This window comes from Limnohabitans sp. B9-3 (assembly GCF_002778325.1).
GTDB classification, from domain to species: domain Bacteria; phylum Pseudomonadota; class Gammaproteobacteria; order Burkholderiales; family Burkholderiaceae_C; genus Limnohabitans; species Limnohabitans kasalickyi.
Map to the genome: position 1 here is coordinate 199,967 of NZ_NESI01000005.1, position 19,882 is coordinate 219,848.

Annotated in this window: 16 protein-coding genes; 6 read left to right on the forward strand and 10 right to left on the reverse strand. The window is 57.3% G+C overall.

Annotated features, from left to right (window positions below):
- Positions 1-10 precede the first annotated feature (10 nt).
- On the forward strand, positions 11-649 hold the full coding sequence (gene mobA / locus B9Z42_RS10095) for a molybdenum cofactor guanylyltransferase MobA (protein ID WP_100133243.1): 639 nt from the start codon (positions 11-13) through the stop codon (positions 647-649).
- Positions 646-1,929: a gephyrin-like molybdotransferase Glp gene (gene glp, locus B9Z42_RS10100; RefSeq protein WP_100133244.1), complete on the forward strand. Its 1,284-nt coding sequence runs from the start codon at positions 646-648 to the stop codon at positions 1,927-1,929. Before mobA ends, glp begins: the two co-directional genes overlap by 4 nt.
- On the opposite strand, the gene B9Z42_RS10105 is transcribed toward glp, so the two are convergent.
- The 5 genes from B9Z42_RS10105 to B9Z42_RS10125 form a co-directional block, all read right to left on the reverse strand.
- Positions 1,926-2,972: a nitronate monooxygenase family protein gene (locus B9Z42_RS10105; RefSeq protein WP_143474073.1), complete on the reverse strand. Its 1,047-nt coding sequence runs from the start codon at positions 2,970-2,972 to the stop codon at positions 1,926-1,928. The genes glp and B9Z42_RS10105 overlap by 4 nt on opposite strands.
- A 5-nt stretch (positions 2,973-2,977) precedes the next feature.
- On the reverse strand, positions 2,978-6,049 hold the full coding sequence (locus B9Z42_RS10110; protein WP_100133246.1) for an efflux RND transporter permease subunit: 3,072 nt from the start codon (positions 6,047-6,049) through the stop codon (positions 2,978-2,980).
- Between the two features lie 21 nt (positions 6,050-6,070).
- Positions 6,071-7,525: an efflux RND transporter periplasmic adaptor subunit gene (locus B9Z42_RS10115; protein WP_100133247.1), complete on the reverse strand. Its 1,455-nt coding sequence runs from the start codon at positions 7,523-7,525 to the stop codon at positions 6,071-6,073.
- A 94-nt stretch (positions 7,526-7,619) separates the two neighbouring features.
- Positions 7,620-8,072, reverse strand: coding sequence for a ribonuclease HI (gene rnhA / locus B9Z42_RS10120; protein ID WP_100133248.1), 453 nt, complete (start codon positions 8,070-8,072; stop codon positions 7,620-7,622).
- A complete protein-coding gene (locus B9Z42_RS10125; RefSeq protein ID WP_100133249.1) occupies positions 8,069-8,809 on the reverse strand; it encodes a class I SAM-dependent methyltransferase in 741 nt (246 codons plus the stop codon). The genes rnhA and B9Z42_RS10125 overlap by 4 nt, the downstream gene beginning before the upstream one ends.
- Between B9Z42_RS10125 and gloB the strand changes: the two genes are divergently transcribed.
- The gene (gene gloB / locus B9Z42_RS10130; RefSeq protein WP_100133250.1) at positions 8,808-9,587 is read left to right on the forward strand and encodes a hydroxyacylglutathione hydrolase; all 780 of its coding nucleotides are present in this window, start codon (positions 8,808-8,810) and stop codon (positions 9,585-9,587) included. The two genes, B9Z42_RS10125 and gloB, sit on opposite strands and share 2 nt — an antisense overlap.
- Positions 9,587-11,071: a transglycosylase SLT domain-containing protein gene (locus B9Z42_RS10135; protein WP_100133251.1), complete on the forward strand. Its 1,485-nt coding sequence runs from the start codon at positions 9,587-9,589 to the stop codon at positions 11,069-11,071. The genes gloB and B9Z42_RS10135 overlap by 1 nt, the downstream gene beginning before the upstream one ends.
- 47 nt (positions 11,072-11,118) lie before the next feature.
- Here the strand turns inward: B9Z42_RS10135 and B9Z42_RS10140 are convergent, their stop codons facing one another.
- From B9Z42_RS10140 to B9Z42_RS10150, 3 genes are all read right to left on the reverse strand, one after another.
- Positions 11,119-12,966 (reverse strand): methyl-accepting chemotaxis protein, encoded by a 1,848-nt coding sequence (locus B9Z42_RS10140; protein WP_158235937.1) that lies wholly within the window; start codon positions 12,964-12,966, stop codon positions 11,119-11,121.
- A gap of 117 nt (positions 12,967-13,083) precedes the next feature.
- Positions 13,084-14,232, reverse strand: coding sequence for a GGDEF domain-containing protein (locus B9Z42_RS10145; protein ID WP_100133253.1), 1,149 nt, complete (start codon positions 14,230-14,232; stop codon positions 13,084-13,086).
- Positions 14,233-14,246: 14 nt separating this feature from the next.
- Complete coding sequence (locus B9Z42_RS10150) at positions 14,247-15,134, reverse strand: phosphate/phosphite/phosphonate ABC transporter substrate-binding protein (protein ID WP_100133254.1); 888 nt, start codon at positions 15,132-15,134, stop codon at positions 14,247-14,249.
- An 86-nt stretch (positions 15,135-15,220) separates the two neighbouring features.
- Here B9Z42_RS10150 and B9Z42_RS10155 point away from each other — a divergent pair, with 86 nt between their 5' ends.
- The gene (locus tag B9Z42_RS10155; protein WP_100133255.1) at positions 15,221-15,706 is read left to right on the forward strand and encodes a cyclic nucleotide-binding domain-containing protein; all 486 of its coding nucleotides are present in this window, start codon (positions 15,221-15,223) and stop codon (positions 15,704-15,706) included.
- Positions 15,703-16,074 carry a cyclic nucleotide-binding domain-containing protein gene (locus tag B9Z42_RS10160; protein ID WP_100133256.1) on the forward strand — a complete coding sequence of 124 codons (372 nt, stop codon included), beginning with the start codon at positions 15,703-15,705 and terminating at the stop codon, positions 16,072-16,074. The genes B9Z42_RS10155 and B9Z42_RS10160 overlap by 4 nt, the downstream gene beginning before the upstream one ends.
- Here B9Z42_RS10160 and B9Z42_RS10165 read toward each other — a convergent pair.
- Together B9Z42_RS10165 and B9Z42_RS10170 are read right to left on the reverse strand one after the other, a co-directional pair.
- Positions 16,064-16,501: a hypothetical protein gene (locus B9Z42_RS10165; RefSeq protein ID WP_100133257.1), complete on the reverse strand. Its 438-nt coding sequence runs from the start codon at positions 16,499-16,501 to the stop codon at positions 16,064-16,066. The two genes, B9Z42_RS10160 and B9Z42_RS10165, sit on opposite strands and share 11 nt — an antisense overlap.
- Positions 16,502-16,506: 5 nt before the next feature.
- Positions 16,507-19,869 carry a chemotaxis protein CheA gene (locus B9Z42_RS10170; protein WP_100133258.1) on the reverse strand — a complete coding sequence of 1,121 codons (3,363 nt, stop codon included), beginning with the start codon at positions 19,867-19,869 and terminating at the stop codon, positions 16,507-16,509.
- Positions 19,870-19,882: the final 13 nt, after the last annotated feature.

The following is a 19,882-nucleotide window of genomic DNA, read 5'->3' on the forward strand; positions in this document are numbered from 1 at the left end:
AGCCATTGCCATGACCCAAGCCATTCATCCACAAGACATCACGGGCCTCATCTTGGCCGGTGGCCGCGGCAGCCGCATGGGCGGCGTCGACAAAGGTCTGCAAAACTTCAACGGCATGCCCCTCGCCTTGCACGCCCTGATGCGCTTAGGGCCACAGGTCGAAAGTGTGATGGTCAACGCCAACCGCAACCTGTCCGCATACGAGTCGTTTGGCGCGTCGGTTTGGCCCGACGTGTCGTCAGACTTTGCGGGGCCCTTGTCTGGCTTTTTGGTCGGCCTTGAGCGTTGCGAAACACCTTATTTGCTGACTGTCCCCTGCGACACGCCGCGCTTACCGTTGGACTTGGCCGAGCGCTTGGCGCAAGCCTTGGTGCGCGACGATGCCGACATGGCGATGGCAGCCGCCCCAGAGGCCAATGCCCAAGGTCAATCCGAACTGCGCAGCCAACCCGTTTTTTGTCTCATCAAAGTGTCGATGCTGGAGAGTTTGGTGGCCTTTACCCACGCCGGTGGTCGCAAGATCGACGCATGGACGGGCCAACACAGAACCGTGTTGGTGCCTTTTGATGCCCCGCAAGACGACCCCCTCGCCTTTGCCAACGTCAACACCCTGCAAGAGTTACAAGCCCTCGAAGCACAGCCCGTATGAAAAGCCTGGACGACATCGCCGCAGCCTTGCAGGGCTACGATCCCCAAGCCCTGAGCGTGCAGCAAGTGGGCGATTTCCTCGCCCAGCTGACGTACCCCTTGCCTGCCAGCGAAGCGCAAGACGTATTTTTGTTCGATGCCTTGGGTCGGGTGTTGGCCCAGGACGTGATCTCGCCCATCAGCGTACCCGCCCACAACAACTCGGCCATGGACGGCTTTGCGTTCGATGCAGCGCAACTGCAAGCTGATCAGCCCCTGACCCTGCGCTTGGCCGGCACTGCCTTGGCAGGCAAGGCCTGGCAAGGCAAAGTCAACGCTGGCGAATGCTTGAAGATCATGACGGGCGCCATCCTGCCCGACAACCTCGACACGGTGGCACCCCAAGAGTTTTGCCAAGTCCACAGCGACCACGATGTGACCACCGTCACCATCCCGCCCAAACTCTTGAAAGCCGGTGACAACCGCCGTTTGTTGGGCGAAGACCTCATGCAAGGCCAAGCCGCCTTGCAAGCGGGCCAGCACCTCACCCCTGCCGCCCTCGGGTTGATCGCCAGTTTGGGACTGCCTGATGTCCGGGTACACCGCCGTTTGCGCGTGGCTTATTTCTCTACGGGCGACGAAGTGATGAGCTTGGGCGAATCGCCCCGTGAAGGTGCGGTGTACGACAGCAACCGCTTCACCGTTTTCGGTTTGCTCACTCGGCTGGGCTGCGAGGTGATTGACATGGGCGTCGTGCGCGACGAGCCAGCGTTGTTGGAAGCGGCGTTTGCCAAAGCCGCACAAGCAGCCGATGCCATCATCACCAGCGGGGGCGTGAGCGTGGGCGAAGCCGACTTCACCAAAACGATGATGAAAAAACTCGGTGACGTGGCGTTTTGGAAAATCGCCATGCGCCCAGGTCGCCCCATGGCCGTGGGTCGCATTGGTCAATCGGTGCTGTTTGGCTTGCCCGGCAACCCTGTGGCCGTGATGGTGACCTTCCTCGCCTTCGTGCGCCCTGCATTGCTGCGCATGATGGGCAGCAGTGCCCAGCCAGCCCCCATGTTGCGCGCCAAGTGCTTAGAGCCGCTGCGCAAAAAAGCGGGCCGCACGGAGTACCAACGGGGCTTTGTCAGCAGTGCCCCAGATGGCACGCTGCAAGTGCGCACCACGGGCAACCAAGGCTCAGGCGTGCTGAGCTCCATGGTGCAAGGCAATGGCCTCATCGTGCTACATCACGCGCAAGGCAATGTGGCCATCGGCGATGAGGTGGATGTGATGATGTTTGAAGGCGCTATTTAAGCCTGCTGGCAAGCCAACAGCTGCTCACGCCATCTCTGCATCAAGACAGCCGCAGGCAAGGCTTGCGCTTTGGCGTAAGCCTGACCCGCCCACAGACTTTGATGCTCGCCATCGTTGCGCTGCACGGCGCGTTGACGAATGGGGCCCGTCAGGGTGTTTTGAATCGGAAAAGGCAAGGTGGTTTGCCCCTCCAACTGGGTCATGAATTGGTTGGCAATGCCTTGGGCACGACGTCCGGAAAAGCCACGCGTGAAGGCAGTGCCTCTGGCGTGCTCATGGCGAATGAACGCTTGGTGCGCAGGACTCGCGCCCGACTCGTCGCAACACAAAAATGCGGTGCCCATTTGCGCAGCCACAGCCCCTAAACGCATCACACGGTGAATATCTGCACCATCCATCACAGCACCCGCAGCCACGATGGGCAAACGAATGCTTGGCACTAGCAGGCGCAGCAAGTCATCCAAAGCCAGCTCTGCATCAGCACCATCTGGCTCAAACGTGCCGCGATGGCCTCCGGCTTCCGTGCCCTGGGCCACGATGAAGTCAGCGCCTGCCGCCTCAATCTGCTTCGCTTCAGCCAGACTCGTGGCCGTGATGCCCACGGTGATGCCCAACGCTTTGGCCTGTTGCATCACCGCGTCAGACGGAATGCCGAAATGGAAGGTCAGCAAAGCAGGCCGGTGTTGCCAAACGGGCTGAAGCAGGGTTTCTAAGTCCGGATAAAAAGGCGCTTGCGGCATTTGCAGCACGAAGTCCTCGGGCAAACCAAGTACGCGCAAAGCCAGCAATGCCGCCGCTTGTTGTGCAACATCAGGCAATGCCACGGGCTGAAACACGAAGAAGTTGGCATTCAAAGGGCCCACTGTCAACGCTTGAGTGGCGTTTAAATCTGCGCTGATTTTTTCGGGGCTGGTGTAAGTAAACCCAAAACTACCCACCCCACCCGCTTTGGCCACGGCAGCGGCCAATGCGGGGGTGTTCACGCCACCCGCCATGGGCGCTTGAATCACGGGGCATGACAACTGAGCAAAATCAAAGGCCAAACGCGTCAGGCCCCCACTTCAGCGTCTTCGTGGCGAATCGTGATGGCGCCGGGCACCTTGCGGCGTGCCAACAAGGTGTACATGGTGGGCACCACAAAAATGGTGAGCAAGGTGCCCAAGCTCATGCCACCCACAATCACCCAACCGATTTGTCGGCGGCTCTCCGCACCTGCGCCCGTGGCCAAAGCCAACGGAATAGCACCCAGCACCATGGCGCCGGTGGTCATCAAAATCGGGCGCAAACGTAAGGTGGCCGATTGCGTGATAGCGGCAAACAACTCCATGCCCTCCTCGCGCAACTGGTTGGCAAACTCCACAATCAAAATGCCGTGTTTGGTGATCAGCCCAACCAAGGTGATCAAGCCAATTTGACTGAACACGTTCAAGGTGCCACCACTGAACTGCAAGGCCAGCAAAGCGCCCACCATCGACAAAGGCACAGACAGCATGATGACCAAGGGATCGACGAAGCTCTCAAACTGGGCCGACAAGACCAAGAAGATGAACAGCAGGGCCAGCACAAACACGATCACCAACGAGCCAGCCGATTTCACAAACTCCCGCGAAGTCCCGTTCAAATCGCTGGAATAACCGGGCTTGAGCAATTTTTTCGAGGTCTCATTCATGAAGGTCAAAGCTTCGCCCAAGGAATAAGTAGGCGCCAAGTTGGCGGTGATCGAGGCACTGCGGCGCTGGCTGAAGTGGTTCAACTCACGCGGCACCACCACTTCTTTGATCTTCACCAAAGCAGACAAAGGAATCATGGCTTCGTTGCGGCCACGCACAAAAATATGCTCGATGTCATCCGGCGTGTCACGGCCTGTCGGCGAAGTTTGAACGATCACATCGTATTGGTCACCTTCACGTTTGTAGCGCGTGACTTGTCGCCCACCCATCATGGTTTCCACGGCACGCGCAATCGCGTCGACCGGCACGCCCATGTCAGCTGCACGCTCACGGTCGACCTCCATGCTGATCTCGGGTTTGTTGAGCCGCAAGTCGGTGTCCACACTCACGATGCCTGGGTTCTTGGCCAATTCCTCTTGAAAGCTGCGCACCACTTGCGACAAGTTTTGGTAGCTGTCGGAGGTCAAAATCACAAAGTTCAACGGACGCTCGCGGAACGCTTGGCCCAGCGAAGGTGGCGTGATCGGAAACGCCGTCACACCGGGTAGGGACGACACGGCGGGCGTCATCTCACGGGCGATTTCCAAGGTTGTTTTTGTGCGCTCTTCCCATGGCTTTGCACGGTAAAACACGTTGCCCTGTGCCACCGTGGGGTTCCCCACCACGGTGAAGATGCGGTCAAATTCGGTGTACTTGGACGACATGCTTTCAATGGCTTTGGCATATCGGGTGGTGTAGTCCATGGTGGCACCATCAGGGCCGTTGATGACGGTCAAGATGACGCCACGGTCTTCCAGCGGTGCCAATTCGCTCTTGGTGGATTTGAGCAAAGTGAAGGTGCCAATACCCGCTGCCACCATCACCGCGACCACCAACCAACGGTGCGACAGCGTCCAAACCAGCACACGGCCGTACCCGTTGGACAAGCGTTGCAACTGCTTATCCATCGTGCGATCGAACCAACTTGGCTTAGGGTTGTGCTTAAGCATCAACGAACACATCATGGGGGTGAGCGTCAGCGCCACAAAACCAGACACCACCACCGAACCGGCCAATACCAAGGCAAACTCGGTGAACAACTTACCCGTGCGCCCTGGCGTGAACGCCAACGGGGCATACACGGCAGCCAAGGTCATGGTCATCGCAATCACAGCAAAGCCCACCTCTTTCGCACCTTTGATCGCAGCATGAAACGGCGACATGCCCTCTTCAATGTGCCGGTAAATGTTCTCCAACACCACAATGGCATCGTCCACCACCAAGCCAATGGCCAACACCAACGCCAACATGGTCAGCGTGTTGATCGTGAAGCCAAACATGGCCATCAGCGCAAACGTACCAATCAAGCAAACAGGGATGGTCACGAGCGGAATGATGGACGCGCGGAAGGTGCGCAAGAACACAAAAATCACCAAGGCCACCAAAATGGCCGCCTCAATGATGGTTTGGTACACGGCCTTGATGGACCGATCAATGAACACCGAGTTGTCGTTGGCCACTTCAATCTCAACGCCGGGCGGCAAGTTCTCTTTGATTTTGGGAATCATGGCGCGAATGGCGGCACTCAAATCCAGTGGGTTAGCAGTGGCATTGCGAATCACACCCAACGTGATGGCGTCTTTGCCATTCAGGCGCGTCGCGGTGCGCTCCAGTTGCGGGCCCTGCTCGACACGCGCCACGTCCCCAATGCGAACCTGAAAGCCATTTACAGATTTGATGACCACCTGCCTGAACTCGGCGGGCTTTTGCAAGTCCGTCGAGGTGGTGACGTTGAATTCGCGAAGCTTGCTCTCCACACGTCCGGCCGGCACTTCGACGTTGGAGCGGCGCAGCGCATCTTCGACGTCTTGGGTGGTGAGTTTGTAGGCCGCCAAACGGTCTGGATCCAGCCAAATGCGCATGGCATATTTGCGCTCGCCGTACACCCGTACATCCGACGCACCAGGCGCGGTCTGCATCATGGGTTTGGCAATTCGGTTGGCGTAGTCGGTCAACTGCAGCACATTCAAGTTGTCCGCGCTGAAGGACAACCAAATCACCGGAAAAGCGTCGGCCTCCACCTTGGCAATCACCGGTTCATCGATACCTATAGGTAGCTTCTGGCGCACACGACTGACTTTGTCGCGCACATCGGCAGCCGCAGAATCGGGATCGCGCGACAACACAAAGTTGACGGTGATTTGGCTTTGCTCTTGGCGGCTGATGGAGGTGATGACGTCCACGCCCTCGATGCCCGAGAGGGAGTCTTCCAACACCTTGGTCACCTGCGACTCCACCACCGCACTGGACGCGCCCGTGTACTTGGTTTCGACCGTGACCACAGGGTTGTCGATCTTGGGGTACTCGCGCACATTCAAGCGCGTGAACGACACAAAGCCCACCAACACAATCAACAGCGAAAGCACGGTGGCGAACACTGGGCGGCGAATGGATATCTCAGACAACTGCATAGGAACTTCTTTGCGGTAGGTTTAGCGACTGGCTGAGGCGACTGGCACTGAGGCTGAGGCTGCGGGCCCAGAGACAGGAGCGGATGCAGGATTGGCAGGCGGCTTGCCCATCTCCACCACGCGCAGGGCAGAACCGTCTTTTTGCAAACGCTGCTGGCCGGCAATCACCACCACATCACCCTCACCCACGCCGCTGATGATCTCAACCTGGCCACCGCGTCGCAGTCCCAATTTGACTTCGGTGCGCTGAGACACCCACTTGGTGCCCTCAGGCAAAGCTGGCGCGCTGGCGGCACTGGCGGCACTGGCAGCGCTGGCGGCAAAATCGGCAGGTGCCACTGCTTTGATCACAAACTGTTTGCCACCTTGCGGCACGATGGCCTCTTCAGGCACCACCCATGCGTTGGGCTTGACCGAGAAAACAGCTGTCACGCGTGCAAACATACCGGGTCGCAAGGGCCCACTGCCACCAGAAGCTGACGCATTTTTTCGATTGTCAAACATGCTGGGCGGGCAGCCTAGGCTTTGCGGTGTGGGCAGCGTGATGCCGCGCCCAACTTGGGGGATCGTTGCATTTGAAGCGACTTCAGCCACAACGGCCTGAGCGGCGGGTGGACGAGTGCCTGCTACACCTGCAGCTGCACCTGCACCTGCACCGGAACCTGGCCCAGTTGGCTCACCCGGCCCATTGACCAGCACCGCCCGTACACCAATGGAACGGCCATTGGCATCGATCAACGGATCCACCGCTTGCACCGTCGCCTTGAACAAGCGGTTAGGCATGGCATCGAGTTTGACCTCCACCACTTGCCCTGACTTCACTTGCGCTTGGTAGCGCTCTGGCAAGCGGTAATCCACATACAGCATGCCAATGTCTTCAAGGCCGATCAAATCAGCGCCATCTTTCACGTAGTCGCCGACGTTGACATTGCGAATGCCCACCACACCGTTGAAAGGCGCCATGATGCGCATGCGCTCTAAGCGGGCGCAGGACAAACCCAGCTGAGCATCGGCCACTTGCATCGCCGCTGCGCTTTCCTCGAGCACGCGCTGCGCCACGAAATTTTGGGCCACCAAATCTTGGTTGCGTTTGTAATTGGCACGCGCCACAGACATTTGCGCCAATGACTGTTGCACTTCCGCACGCTGAAAGGTGTCATCGAGCTGCACCAAGAGCTGGCCGGTACTCACGCGAGCTCCGTCGGAAAAGCCCAGCGACACAACACGCCCGGCCACCTCAGGCCGCAGCATCACGCTTTGACGAGAGCGCAAACTACCCTGCGCCTCGGCATCGTCGCGCAGGGTGGTTTTTTGCACTGGCGCCACCTCCACACCCACGGCTCTGGGGCCACTCGGTGCACCAACCGCCACGACAGTGGTATCCGATTTCGGACTATTTTGGTACCACCAAGCAAAGCCAGATGCAGCCGTGATACCCACCAAAGCCACGAGGGGATAAATCTTTTTGGACGCCATAAGGTTGTTTCTTTTGAGTTTTATTCACACAACCGGCCAATGTACCAGCCAAGGCTCACGCCATGGCAGATTTACAAAGGCTTCACAGTATTTGTCACCGATGAGACTGCACCAATTCCACACCTCGGTTAGCCAAGCCATCTGCGCGTTCGTTGTCCACGTGTCCGGCATGGCCTTTGACCCAATGCCAAGCGATGTGATGGTCGCCATCGTGCACCAAGGCATCCAACTGTTGCCACAAATCCGCATTCTTAACGGGCTGCTTGGCCGCTGTTCGCCAGCCACGCGCCTTCCAGCCATGAATCCACTCGGTGATGCCTTTGCGGACGTATTCGCTGTCCAAGTAAAGGGCCACCTGACAGGGACGTTTGAGTGCGCGCAGCGCCTCAATGACGGCCATCAACTCCATGCGGTTGTTGGTGGTGCCTAACTCGCCGCCGAACAACTCTTTCTCTTGACCCGAAGGGGAGCGCAGCAAGGCGCCCCAGCCGCCGGGGCCCGGGTTTCCTTTACAAGCGCCGTCGGTGTAAATTTCTACTGCGTTCATTCCATGCCTTTAGTGGCCGTTGTCACAACCTTGCCCCGGAGGGCCGATGCTGTCTTCCAAGCCGGTCCCATCAAGCGCATGCCTCGCACGCGCTTGACCGCCGACACCATATAAATCCCGCCAAAGATTCGCCATGAACGGGACCCTAACGTGTCCATCCACGACAAGCGCTGCAGCCAGCGCTCTGACTGCAAAGCAGGACGGTAGCACCCAAACTGCATGTCTTGCACCTCAAAGCTCAGCAGCCGCAGCCAATCGCGCAAGCGCCAATGCCCCATCAAATCACCCACATCAGGTGCCCCCTTGCCAGCGCTTTTTTGCAGGCCCCACACGCTGTTGGGGTTAAAACCCAAAATCACAACACGGCCTTCTGGCACCAACACGCGCGCCACCTCACGCAACGTGGCGTGCGGGTCACAACTCAGCTCAAGGCTGTGGGGAAGAACCACCAAATCGAGGCTGACATCTGCGAAAGGCAAGGCTTCGTAGTTGGTGAGGAACGTCTCTTGCCTGTCTACAGCGTGTGCCATCATTTGGTCGCAGCCCAGCCATCGGTAGGGCATGCGGTTGGCCTGCAAAGCATCCAGCTCAGGCCAACCCAATTGCAGGGCATGAAAGCCGAACACATCCGAAACGGCCTGATCCACACACGCTTGTTCCCACTGCAACAGGTACTGGCCCGCAGGCGTGAGCAGCCATTCGTGCAAACTATCGGTTTTTAGATGTTGAGATGTCATGAAACTCATTGAACTACCCGCGTTCTCCGACAACTATCTGTGGCTGTGGCAACAAGACGACCAAGCGGTGGTGGTCGACCCCGGCGATGCAGCGCCCGTGTTGCAAGCGCTCGCACGCGCGGGGCTGACGTTGGCCGCGATTCTAGTCACCCATCACCATGCCGACCATGTCGGAGGGGTCGCAGAATTGCGAGCAGCCACAGGCGCAACCGTCTTTGGCCCAGCGCGAGAAGACATCCCCCTGCCGTTCACACCCGTCATGGCCGGTGAACCGCTGGTGTTGCTGGGCCAACGCGTCGACGTGTTCGACGTGCCCGGCCACACCGCTGGCCATGTGGCCTACTTCCTACCCGACGCCCAACCCAGCCCAGTTCTGTTCAGTGGCGACACCTTGTTTTCTGGCGGCTGCGGCCGTTTGTTTGAAGGCACGGCCGCCCAAATGTTGGCCTCGCTGGACACGCTGGCTGCCTTACCCGCCGACACGCGGGTGTGTTGTGCCCACGAGTACACTCTTTCCAACTTGCGATTCGCCCTCGCCGTGGAACCCCACAACACGGACTTGCAGGCTTACGAGACCCATTGTCAAAGTTTGCGCGCACAGGGAATGCCCACCCTCCCCGCCCGACTTGGTACCGAATTGCAGATCAACCCATTTTTACGGGCTCGTCACCCCGATGTGCGACAGGCTGTGGCACAACATGCAGGCCTCAACGCCAAGACACAAGCCGACGATGTGGCAGTCTTTGCGGCCCTGCGCCAATGGAAAAACGACTTTTGATGAGATTTTTAAACACCGCCTTGCTATCAGCCATCGCGCTTTTGGCAGGCTGCACCACCCTAGAACCAACCGAAACGCAGCCAGCGCCGCGCCGTGTAGCCCCTGCTACGCCCATGCCGTCAGCCCCGAGCACAAGTCTCAGCCCCGTGAGCAAAGGCCAAGCCACACGCGAAGGCGTCGCCAACTTGGCCCTTCCTAACGACTTGTGGGAGCGCATTCGCAAGGGCTACGCCATGCCCGACTTGGACAATGATTTGGTCATTGACCGCGCGCAGTGGTACAGCGCCAAGCCCGAATACTTGCAACGCATGAGCGAGCGCTCCAGCAAATACCTCTATCACATCGTTGAAGAACTTGAGCAGCGCAACATGCCCACCGAGTTGGCCCTGTTGCCCTTTATTGAGAGCGCCTTCAACCCGCAAGCCGTGTCCAGCGCACGCGCCAGTGGCATGTGGCAATTCATGCCTGCAACGGGCAAGAGCTTTGACTTGAAGCAAAACGCCTTTCGTGATGACCGCCGTGACGTGCAAGCCTCCACCCGCGCCGCACTCGACTACCTGGAACGCCTCTACAAAATGTTCGGCGACTGGCACTTGGCATTGGCCGCCTACAACTGGGGTGAAGGCAACGTTGGCAAAGCCATCGCCCGTAACCAACGCGCGGGCTTGCCCACCACCTACTCCGACCTGAATATGCCGATGGAGACGCGCATGTACGTCCCTAAGTTTCAGGCCATGAAAAACATTGTGGGCAAACCGAGCGCCTTCAATGTGGTGCTGCCCCGTATTCCCAACCACCCTTACTTCCAAAGCGTGCCCTTGCCGCGCGACATGGACGTGACCATCGCGGCCAAATTGGCTGAAATCTCGCTGGACGATTTCAAAGCCCTGAACCCATCAGCCCATCGCCCCGTTTTACTGGCTGCAGGCATACCCGCCATCTTGCTGCCTTGGGACAACGCCGAGGTGTTTCAGCGCAACTACGAGGCCTCACCCACGGGGCGCATGGCGACCTGGACAGCCTGGATTGCGCCCAGCAACATGAAGGTCTCCGAAGCTGCGCAAAAAGTCGGTATGAGCGAAGCCGACTTTCGCAGCATCAACAACATCCCACCGCAGATGTTGATCCGCGCAGGCTCAGCCTTGCTGGTGCCTCGCACCTCGCACATGGCCGATGACGTGACGGCACGCGTCGCTGACAACGGCAGGCTTGAGTTGTCGCCTGAACAAGTGCTCAGACGCATCACGGTCAAAGCGGGCAAACAAGACACCGTGAGCAGCATTGCTGGACGCAACAACGTGAAGCCCGAGCAGGTGGCCGAATGGAACAAAGTGGCCGTCACCACCAGTTTCAAAGCGGGTCAAACCGTGGTGCTGTTTGTGGCGGGCAAATCCCGCCCGACCACTCAGGTGGCATCCGCAAAAGGTAAAAAGTCTGCGGTTGCCAGCAAGCCCAGTGCGGGCACCAAGTACGCCAAACGCTAAGTCAAACAAAACGTGGGGGGAAGCCGCTCCACCCCGTTACGCCAGTATTAGGTGTCGAACTTTTCAACTTCGCGGCGTGTTGCATCCGCGATTTTGGAGAGCTCAATCACGGTGGCCGTGATTTCTTCAGAAGCCGCAGCATTGCTGCGCGCAATGTTGTCCACGTTGCTCAAGTTGGCGTTGATCTCTTCGACCGCAGCGCTCTGCTGCTCAAGGGCAGCCGCAATGCGTTGCAGCATGGTGTCGGTTTCGCGGGCACCTTGTTCGATGTTGGTCATGTCTTTGTTGACCTCCATCACGGCGGCCACCGCACGGTGTGCTTCTTCCACGGCTTGTTGCACCAAGGCTGCAATTTCTTGTGAACTCTGAGCGCTGTTCAAGGCGAGCTTGCCCACTTCGTCGGCCACCACAGCAAACCCTTTGCCGTGCTCGCCCGCACGCGCGGCCTCAATGGCGGCGTTGAGTGACAAGAGGTTGGTCTTGTTGGCGATCTTCTCGATGACTTCCGTGATTTTGTTGATCTTCTCGGAGTTGCTGGCGATGTTGTTGACCACCGTGACCATCTCTTCCATCTTGCGCATGCTGGAGCGCACAGACTCGACAGATTTCTTCGATTGGTGGCTGGCGAACTCGGTGTTCTTGGACACATCCGACACCGAAGTCACGGTTTGACGCACTGCCGTCGCCACTTGGCCAATGGCGTGTGTTTGATTTTGTGCGCCATCAGAAATCTGACCAATCGCATTGCTGGTTTGGTTCGATGCGGCAGCCACTTGGCGCGTGTTGTTATGGATCAGCACCATCGCGTTGCGCAAGGCTTCTAACGAATTGTTGATGTTGGCCTTGAGGGCTTCCAAATCACCTTGGGCAGAGACGCTCACGCGGCCATTCAAGTTACCTTGCGCCAAGCCCTGCATCACCTGGGTGATGTCGTCAAAGAATGATTGCTGGGCTTCAATGCTTTGGTTCACGTTGTGCTTCAAAGCTTCCAAATCGCCTTTGGCAGAGACGGTCACGCGGTCTGTCAAGTTGCCATGTGCGACCGCATTCATCACCGACGTGATGTCGTGGAAAACAGCTTGTTGGGCCTCAATGCTTTGGTTGATGTTTTGCTTCAGCGCGTTCAAATCGCCTTTGGCTTCCACCGTGACACGGCCTGCAAAGTTACCTTGCGCCACGCCGTTCATCACCTTGGTGATGTCTTGCAGTGTGGCATCCAAAGACTTTTGCATGTCCGAGACTTGCTTCAACAGGGGAAAGCCAGCTTGGGTCGTTTGGTGCGCCTGCACCGCAAAGTTGCCTTGGCTGATGTCACCCGCCAGCTCTGCCACCAAAGCAGACTCCACCGCCTCGCGGCGCAGAATCACGGCCATGAAAATCAGCACCGCCGTTTCGAACACCACAAACGCGGCATGCAAGATGATGATCCAAGGGTTGATCGCCCCATCGATCACGAAGAGGCCGCCGAGGCCCGTGGCTTGCAAATAAGCAAAGCCCACATGGTGCACTGCGATCACCCCTGCTGCGGCCACCAAGGGACGCCAATCGCGGTAATACAACAAGAACGCCAGCATCACAAAAATACTGAAGTGCATCTCGGACATGCCACCGGTTTGCTGAATCATCAAAGCGGAATACACCATGAACGCACAAGCGGTGGCCAAACGCGAGCCCAGTGAACCGGGCGCCATCGAATAAATGGCAAAAGGAACAGCAAGCGCGGGTAAACCAATCGTCAAAGCTGCCCCCCACGTTTGCGTGAAATAAGCAATCCCTAAGCTGATCAAGGCCAAGAAGGACAACGTCCACAACATCAGCACATCGGCTTTGTTGCGTTGCGGTTGAAGAATCAACTCAATGTTGTGTCGTTCTTTGTTAGATTGATTCAAATTCATCTCAAGTTGTCCTGCAAATTGCATTTAAAAAACCAGGGTTTTGGTGGATGTACCAACCCAAAGCGAACGTGCTGTAAGCCAGCCAAGCGACCAGCAAGGGCCACACTGCCGGGCGCATCAATCAGCCTCCGGGTGCCACAACGCCCAACCACCGCCGCCGGTGCGTTTGGCTTTGTACATGGCTTGATCGGCATGGTTGATCAAGGTGTTGGCGTCCGATTTATCTTGTGGATAAATCGTCACGCCAATGCTGAAGCCCAAGCGAGCGGAATGACCTTCGGCCAAAAATGGGGTGGTCGTCACGTGTAACAAACGGCTCAAGACAGGCTCGACTTCCCAGGTGTTCGCTAAGCCGTGCACGATGAGCACAAACTCGTCACCACCAATGCGGGCCAAAAAGTCACCCTGACGCGCCATGGTTCGAATGCGGCTGGTCACCGACTGCAACACTTTGTCGCCCACCCGATGGCCATGCTGATCGTTGACGGGCTTGAAACGGTCCAAATCGATGAAACAAACCGCCAAACTGCCCGAACCCGCCTCGTCTAAACGCGCCATGCTGTCTTGCAGCTTGTGCATCAGCGCCATGCGGTTGGGCAGGCCTGTCAATGGGTCGTTGTTGGCTTTGTCCGTGAGGTGTGAGTTCTCGGTTTGCAAACGCACTTCATTGCCGTCAATGACCACATAGGCGCGCCGCAAAATCCAGCCGAACACCAACAACATGAAACCCGAAAAACCAACGGCCACGATCAATGTTTCACGCGCCAAGCTGCGCAGCGCTTGTTTGGTGTCATCGGCCACCTCCATGCGCAACCAGCCCACCGGATTCGAACTGTTGAGCACATGCCAAGCAAGCAAATTGCCATCGTCGTCCACCACCGAGCTGGGCCCGCCGACAGGCGGCGTCATGCGCTGCTCTGAAAAAACGGCCATCGGACGGCCTGTTTTGGCGTCACGTGCGACATTGGCAATCACATTGCCACGCACATCGGTGACCGCCGCAGATTGCACGTTGCCATTGGACAGTGCTTGGATCAAACGTGCCTCAATGGCACCAAAATCACGCACCAACAAACTCTCGAGCACCGCCAAAGAGACGCCTTCTGTGAGCATGACCATCGAGGTTTGGCGGCGTTCTTTAAACAGCTTTTCAGAGTGGCTGTACACCAGCCATGAGCCGCCCAACAACAAGCACGACACCATCGCCACAAGAAAAATCGCGAGGCGCGCGAAGGCATTGGAAGAGTTTTTTTTCAGATCAGTCATGCCTGGAGCAGCCCTTAGCGTTTGGGAGCTTCAACAAACGATTCAATTTTCATTTGTTCAAGCGGCAAGTAATCACGACCGTAATCCACGGACACAGGCTGGGGCATTTGCGCTTTGTTCATGACCGCCTTGCCCGCCTCGGTGCCCGCGTAGGCCATAAAAGCCTTGCGCACACTTTCTTGCAAGGCAGCCGGCACGCGCGGATGGGCCGAAAACGGATGGGCGCGGTAGCCCGCTGTCTCAAAAAGCACTTTGAGTTGCGCTTGTAGCCCTTCAGGCTCGCGCAGCAAGGTGTTGTTAATCGCGCCGCCCGCGACGACGTCAGCTTGCAACACACTGCGGTACACATTGCTGTGGGTTTTGACGTAAATGGGTTTGATGTCAATGCCACGCTGGCTCAAGATGGCACGCGTGACCAACGACGCGGCAAAGGCATTGGGCGACGGAAAAGCCAAAGATTTGCCGTTCAAGTCCTCGATCTTGTTGATGCCGCTATCTCGACGCACCACCAAAATGCCCGTCAGAGGTGTGGCATCGGCCACCAACGGACGGTAAGCCTGACGGCGATGAACCATCACTTGGTGGTAGGGGTTCATGTATGAAAAGTCAGGCGTGCCAGCCAACAATTCGGTCTCAAAATCAGGGATGGATTTCGAAATACTGAGGATGAAACATTGCTTGGTCGCCACGCCAATGGCCTCGAGCAAGGGTGCCCAATGGCTGTAGGTCTCAGATGCTGGCAGCTGAGGAACCACAGACACCACGTAAGGCTTGGATGCGCTGGCGTCACCCAAACAAACGGCGGATTGCGCTTGCACCTGAGACGGCAGGAGCACCAAAGCAAGGTAAAGGCTAGCGAACACACAGGCGGCGTCAAACCTTGCAAAAACCGGGTAGCGCATCAGCAGTTTTCTCAGTAAGGTTTAAAATTAACACTAGTTTAGCAAAAGTGATGAAATCACAATAAATATCAAGGATTTATTTCAGCGTGGATTCATTCTTTTTCGGGATCAATACCCAAAAATTGTCCAAAACGGGGTTGCTCGACAGCAATGGTCAACCCCTCACGGACGATGCACATGACACCAAGCTCAGCAGCGAGGAGCACTTGTTCTCTCGTCTTCGCTCATCCAGCTTCTTGCGCAGCGCTATTTTTAGCAAAGGTCATATCTTGTTCAGCCAAGGTGACATGGTGAAAGAAGCCCACGTCATCTTTCAAGGGCAAGTGCGTGTGATCTCGGGTGACACCTCTTTTTACATGGGTCCTGGCGCGGTGATCGGCTTGGCTGAAGGCATTGCAGGCGTGCCCATGCGTTGGACCTTGCAAGCAGAAACCTTGCTGAACACCCGACTGATTCCAATCCAACGTGCGGTCGAAGAAATTCGCACCACCGACGCAGGCTTGCGAAGCATTTGCCGCGTCACCGTGATGCGTACATTGGGCATGGACCAAACCCCAGAAAGTTTGAAATGAGCGAAGCCTATTTCCCCATTCAAAGCTACAAAGCGGGTGACGTGCTGTTTTCGCGCGGCGACGCAGCGCACACTTTTTACATGATCGAGTCTGGCGAGGTCGACTTGTTTGTGCCACCAGCCAACACATTTTTGGTCCGCTTAGGTGCGGGTGAAGCTTTTGGTGAACAAGCCATTTTGACGGGCGGCGTGCGAGGCGCCACAGCCATTGCCGTGACCGACATGGTCTGCATTCAAATGACCGCCGAATCGTTGCAAGAAATTGTGCAAAGCCAGACTTCGCTGATTCGCCCCGTCTTAGAAGGTTTGTTTCTTCAGCTGTATTTGCAGAACTCCATTCGTTCTGCCATTCCCGGCATCAACCTGTGAGGTCGTCAGACACCAAGTCCGTCTGAAAGAGCGCGCTGTCCAAAGGGCGGCGAAGGCGGTAAACCTGCGCGTCTGAATGCAGGTCATCAATCAACGCATCAAAAAACACCCGGGTTGCATCGGGTAGACGTGGCATAGGCAGCCATTGGGCCGGGGTGATGTTGCGCAGCCCCACCACCTCATCGACCTCGAGCATCAAGGGCGCATCGCCCTCAGTGGCGCTGTAGACCACGCCCATCAAACGTTCACCTTGTGTTTGCCCAAAAAATGTATGGACCGCCACCGAGTTCAGCACTTGGCCGCGCCACTCCACATGACCGCCCTGCCCGCCCACCGCCAAGTCGTCCAGACTCAACACCTCGTGCACGCCCAAGGCGTCCACCAAGAGTTGCAAAGGGCCTGCGCGAACTTGGAGGTAAATGGCCATACAGATCAGGCAGCAACAGCCAATGGCTGCGCTTGCTCAGCTTGCTGCATTTGTGAGATTTGAGGCAACTTAGGCAACTGGGCATGGTTACCAATGTTCTCAGCCAGGCGGTAAATAGCGGCACCATCGAGGATCAGCACCACGCGACCGTCGCCCAAGATCGACGCACCGCCCACCCCTGGCAAAGCCGCCAAGCGTGGATGAATGTCTTTGGTGAACAACTCTTGGCGGCCGACAAATTCGTCCACAGACACACCCAATGTGCGTTGTCCATCGGAGAGCACCACCACAAAGCGATGTTGCCCTTCGCTGGTTTGCTTGAAACCCAACAGCTCTTCGAGACGCACGATAGGCAAGAAGTTACCGCGCAACATGATGGCCGTGCGACCTTTGACCGACTGCACATCCGCCTCACTGATTTCAACCAACTCAGCCACATAGCGACCCGGCACTGCCAAGGTCTGGCCTGCGGTGTTGACCAACAACACCTCTTGCACCGCCGCCGACAAAGGCATTTGCATGGTGAAAATGGTGCCGCGACCCAACTCGGAATCGAGGTGAATATTGCCGCCCAAACGCATCACGTTGGTGCGCACCACATCCATGCCGACACCTCGTCCTGAGGTTTCGGTCACCACATCGGCCGTACTGAAGCCCGCGCGGAAGATGAATTTCAAAATATCGTCGCGGCTCATCAAGAGGCTGTCTTCTTCTTTGACCAAGCCACGCTCCACCGCTTTGCGTCGCACGCGCTCGGGGTCAATGCCTTTGCCGTCGTCGCTGACGCGAATCAAAATGCGGCTGCCCTGCTGCTCAGCCTGAATGCGAATGACCGCCTCTTCAGGCTTACCCGTCAACTTACGCTCAGCAATGGTTTCAATACCGTGGTCAGCACTGTTACGCACCATGTGCAGCAGCGGATCGGCCAGCGACTCCACCATGGCCTTGTCAATCTTGACCTCTTGCCCCGTCAACTCCAAACGAATCTGTTTGCCTTGGGCTTGCGCCAAGTCGCGCACCATGCGCGGAAAGCGTTTGAACACCAACTCCACAGGCACCACGCGCAGGCCCATGACGCTGTCTTGCAAGCGCGACAAAGCGCCTTGGATCAACGCATCGGTCTCTTGCAATCGGCGGTTTTGTTCGTCGATCAAATCGATCAGGCGCTGCAGTTGAGCCACGCCTGCAAGATCGGTCAAACCCGAATCACTGGAGCGGCGCAGCGTCACCGCCTGCTCGCGCAAACGCTGGTCGGCGATGACGTGCGCCAACTGGCCACGCACCAACACCATCTCGCCAATTTGGTTCATGAACTGATCCAACATCTCGCCGGGAACACGAATCACATTGGCCGCGGCAGCAGCCGGTGCAGGTGCACGCGCGGACGCTGCAGGTGCTGCTGCTTTGGCAGCAGCAGGCGCCGCAGCGGCGGGTGCTTCAGCAACGCTGGCCACAGATGCCACCGCTGGCGTGTCCGCCATGGCAGGCGCCGGCACAGGTGCCGTTTCAGTGGGGGCAGCGGGTGTCGGTGTGGCCAGTGGCGCTGAAGAGGCAACCGGCGCAGCAGCAACGGGGTTTGGTGCAGGCGCAGAAGGTGCAACTGGAGCAGCTGGCGCAACTGCAACAGGAGCAACTGCCTCAGGTTCCTCAAGTGTCGCCAATTCGATCATGCCGGGACCACTGGTCACGCCGAGTTGACCCAGCAACTTGATCAGACGTTGGTCCGCATCAAGTTGTTTGATCTCCGTGTCAATCTCGCCGAATTCACCTTTGGAGATGAACAACATCTCATACCAACTCTCTTCTTCCACAAACACGGATCGGTTGGTGATGATGCGTCCACGCTCTGACACCCACGACAAAAATGAGGTGGCAACTTGCTCCGACGACTCCAAATGCGCCACGATCAAGTAGGCCTTGGACCCGTCGTCCATCAGGTCCTTTAACTCACGCGTGTTCTCAGAGGACAACAGCTCCGCCAACTCGGGAGGAATACGCAAGGACGCGTGAAACGCTTGAATTTCTTGGGCCGACATGTCGCTGGCGTTGTCATGTGCCCAGACATAGTCTTTCATGCGTTGCGACAGGCTCTCTTGGCGTGCCACAAAGGTCTCGTTGAGAAGCGGTTTTTTGTCTTTGCTCTGACACACGTCGCGAACAAAAGTGACGGTGTCCCGGGTCAAAGCGATGACGTCACTGTTCAAGGTCAAGTGTGATCGGCCAGCGCGTGCGTAAGCATCCATCAACAACAAGGGCACGTCGCAATGCGAGTCTGGAAACAACGAGGTCAAATAAGCGTGCACACGCGAGAACTCTTGCGACACATGACCGGCCACCGTTTCATCGGCGTAGGCCACGGCGGCCTCTAGCAGGTCTAAGTTTTGCCCAATGTTGTTGAGCAAATGGTCCAAGCTCTCATGCAAAGTGCGTGACAACACTTGGCTCAAAGACTCGCCACCGAGGTCCGTGCCCGTGGTCTCACCCAAATTACGCAAATCGCTCAAAAAGGACACGATGGTGTCCACCACACGTTCGCCGTTTTCGCGACTGATGGTTTCGTCTTTGGGCAAGGCCGCAGAGATATCTTGAATGCGTTGGGTGATGCCCAGATAACCCAGCTTATCGGAAGCTCGCACCATCCACACCAACGGACGGCGGATGTCATTGGCCACCGACAAAATTTGTTTGGGATCTTGTTTGGCTGCGATCGACAGCGCCAACTGCTCAAGAATTGGTAACCCGTTTTTCAGCAAGCGCAAAAAGATGGACTGGTCGTCTGGTGCATCTTCATCGGTGCCAGATGCCGAAATTTTGACCAACTTTTTGGGTTCAGGCGGCGGGGCTTTTTTAGCAGGTGCTTTGGGCGCAACAGGTGCCGTCGCCTGCGGACTTTCAGCCGCTTGGGTTGTTGCCGCAGCAGGGGGCGCCGCGGTCACCGCAGCAACAGGCGCTTCAGGCTCAGCCGCGCCACCGCCAGAGGCTTTGCGGAACACAACTTCCAATTCTTTGCACAAGGCCTCAGGTTTTTGACCATCGGAGCGTTCAGCTACGGCCACGTCGCGCAAACTCTTGATGGCATCCAAAGCACGCAGCAGCACATCCACGGTGGGCTTGTCCAATCCGGTCACACCTTCGCGCACCAGGCCCAACAAATCTTCGGCACGGTGGGCCACGGCTTCGAGTGCACCCAACTCCATCACGCGACTCAAACCCTTGAGGGAGTGAAACGCACGAAACAGACTGGACACTTCTTCGCCGGACAGCTCGCCACCGTCGGCACGCACTAACAGCGATTCAATGCCCTCAATATGCTCTTCGGTCTCTACCGCATATTGAGCCCATATGGTTTCGATAAAGTCATCTGACATTGACTTGTGCCCC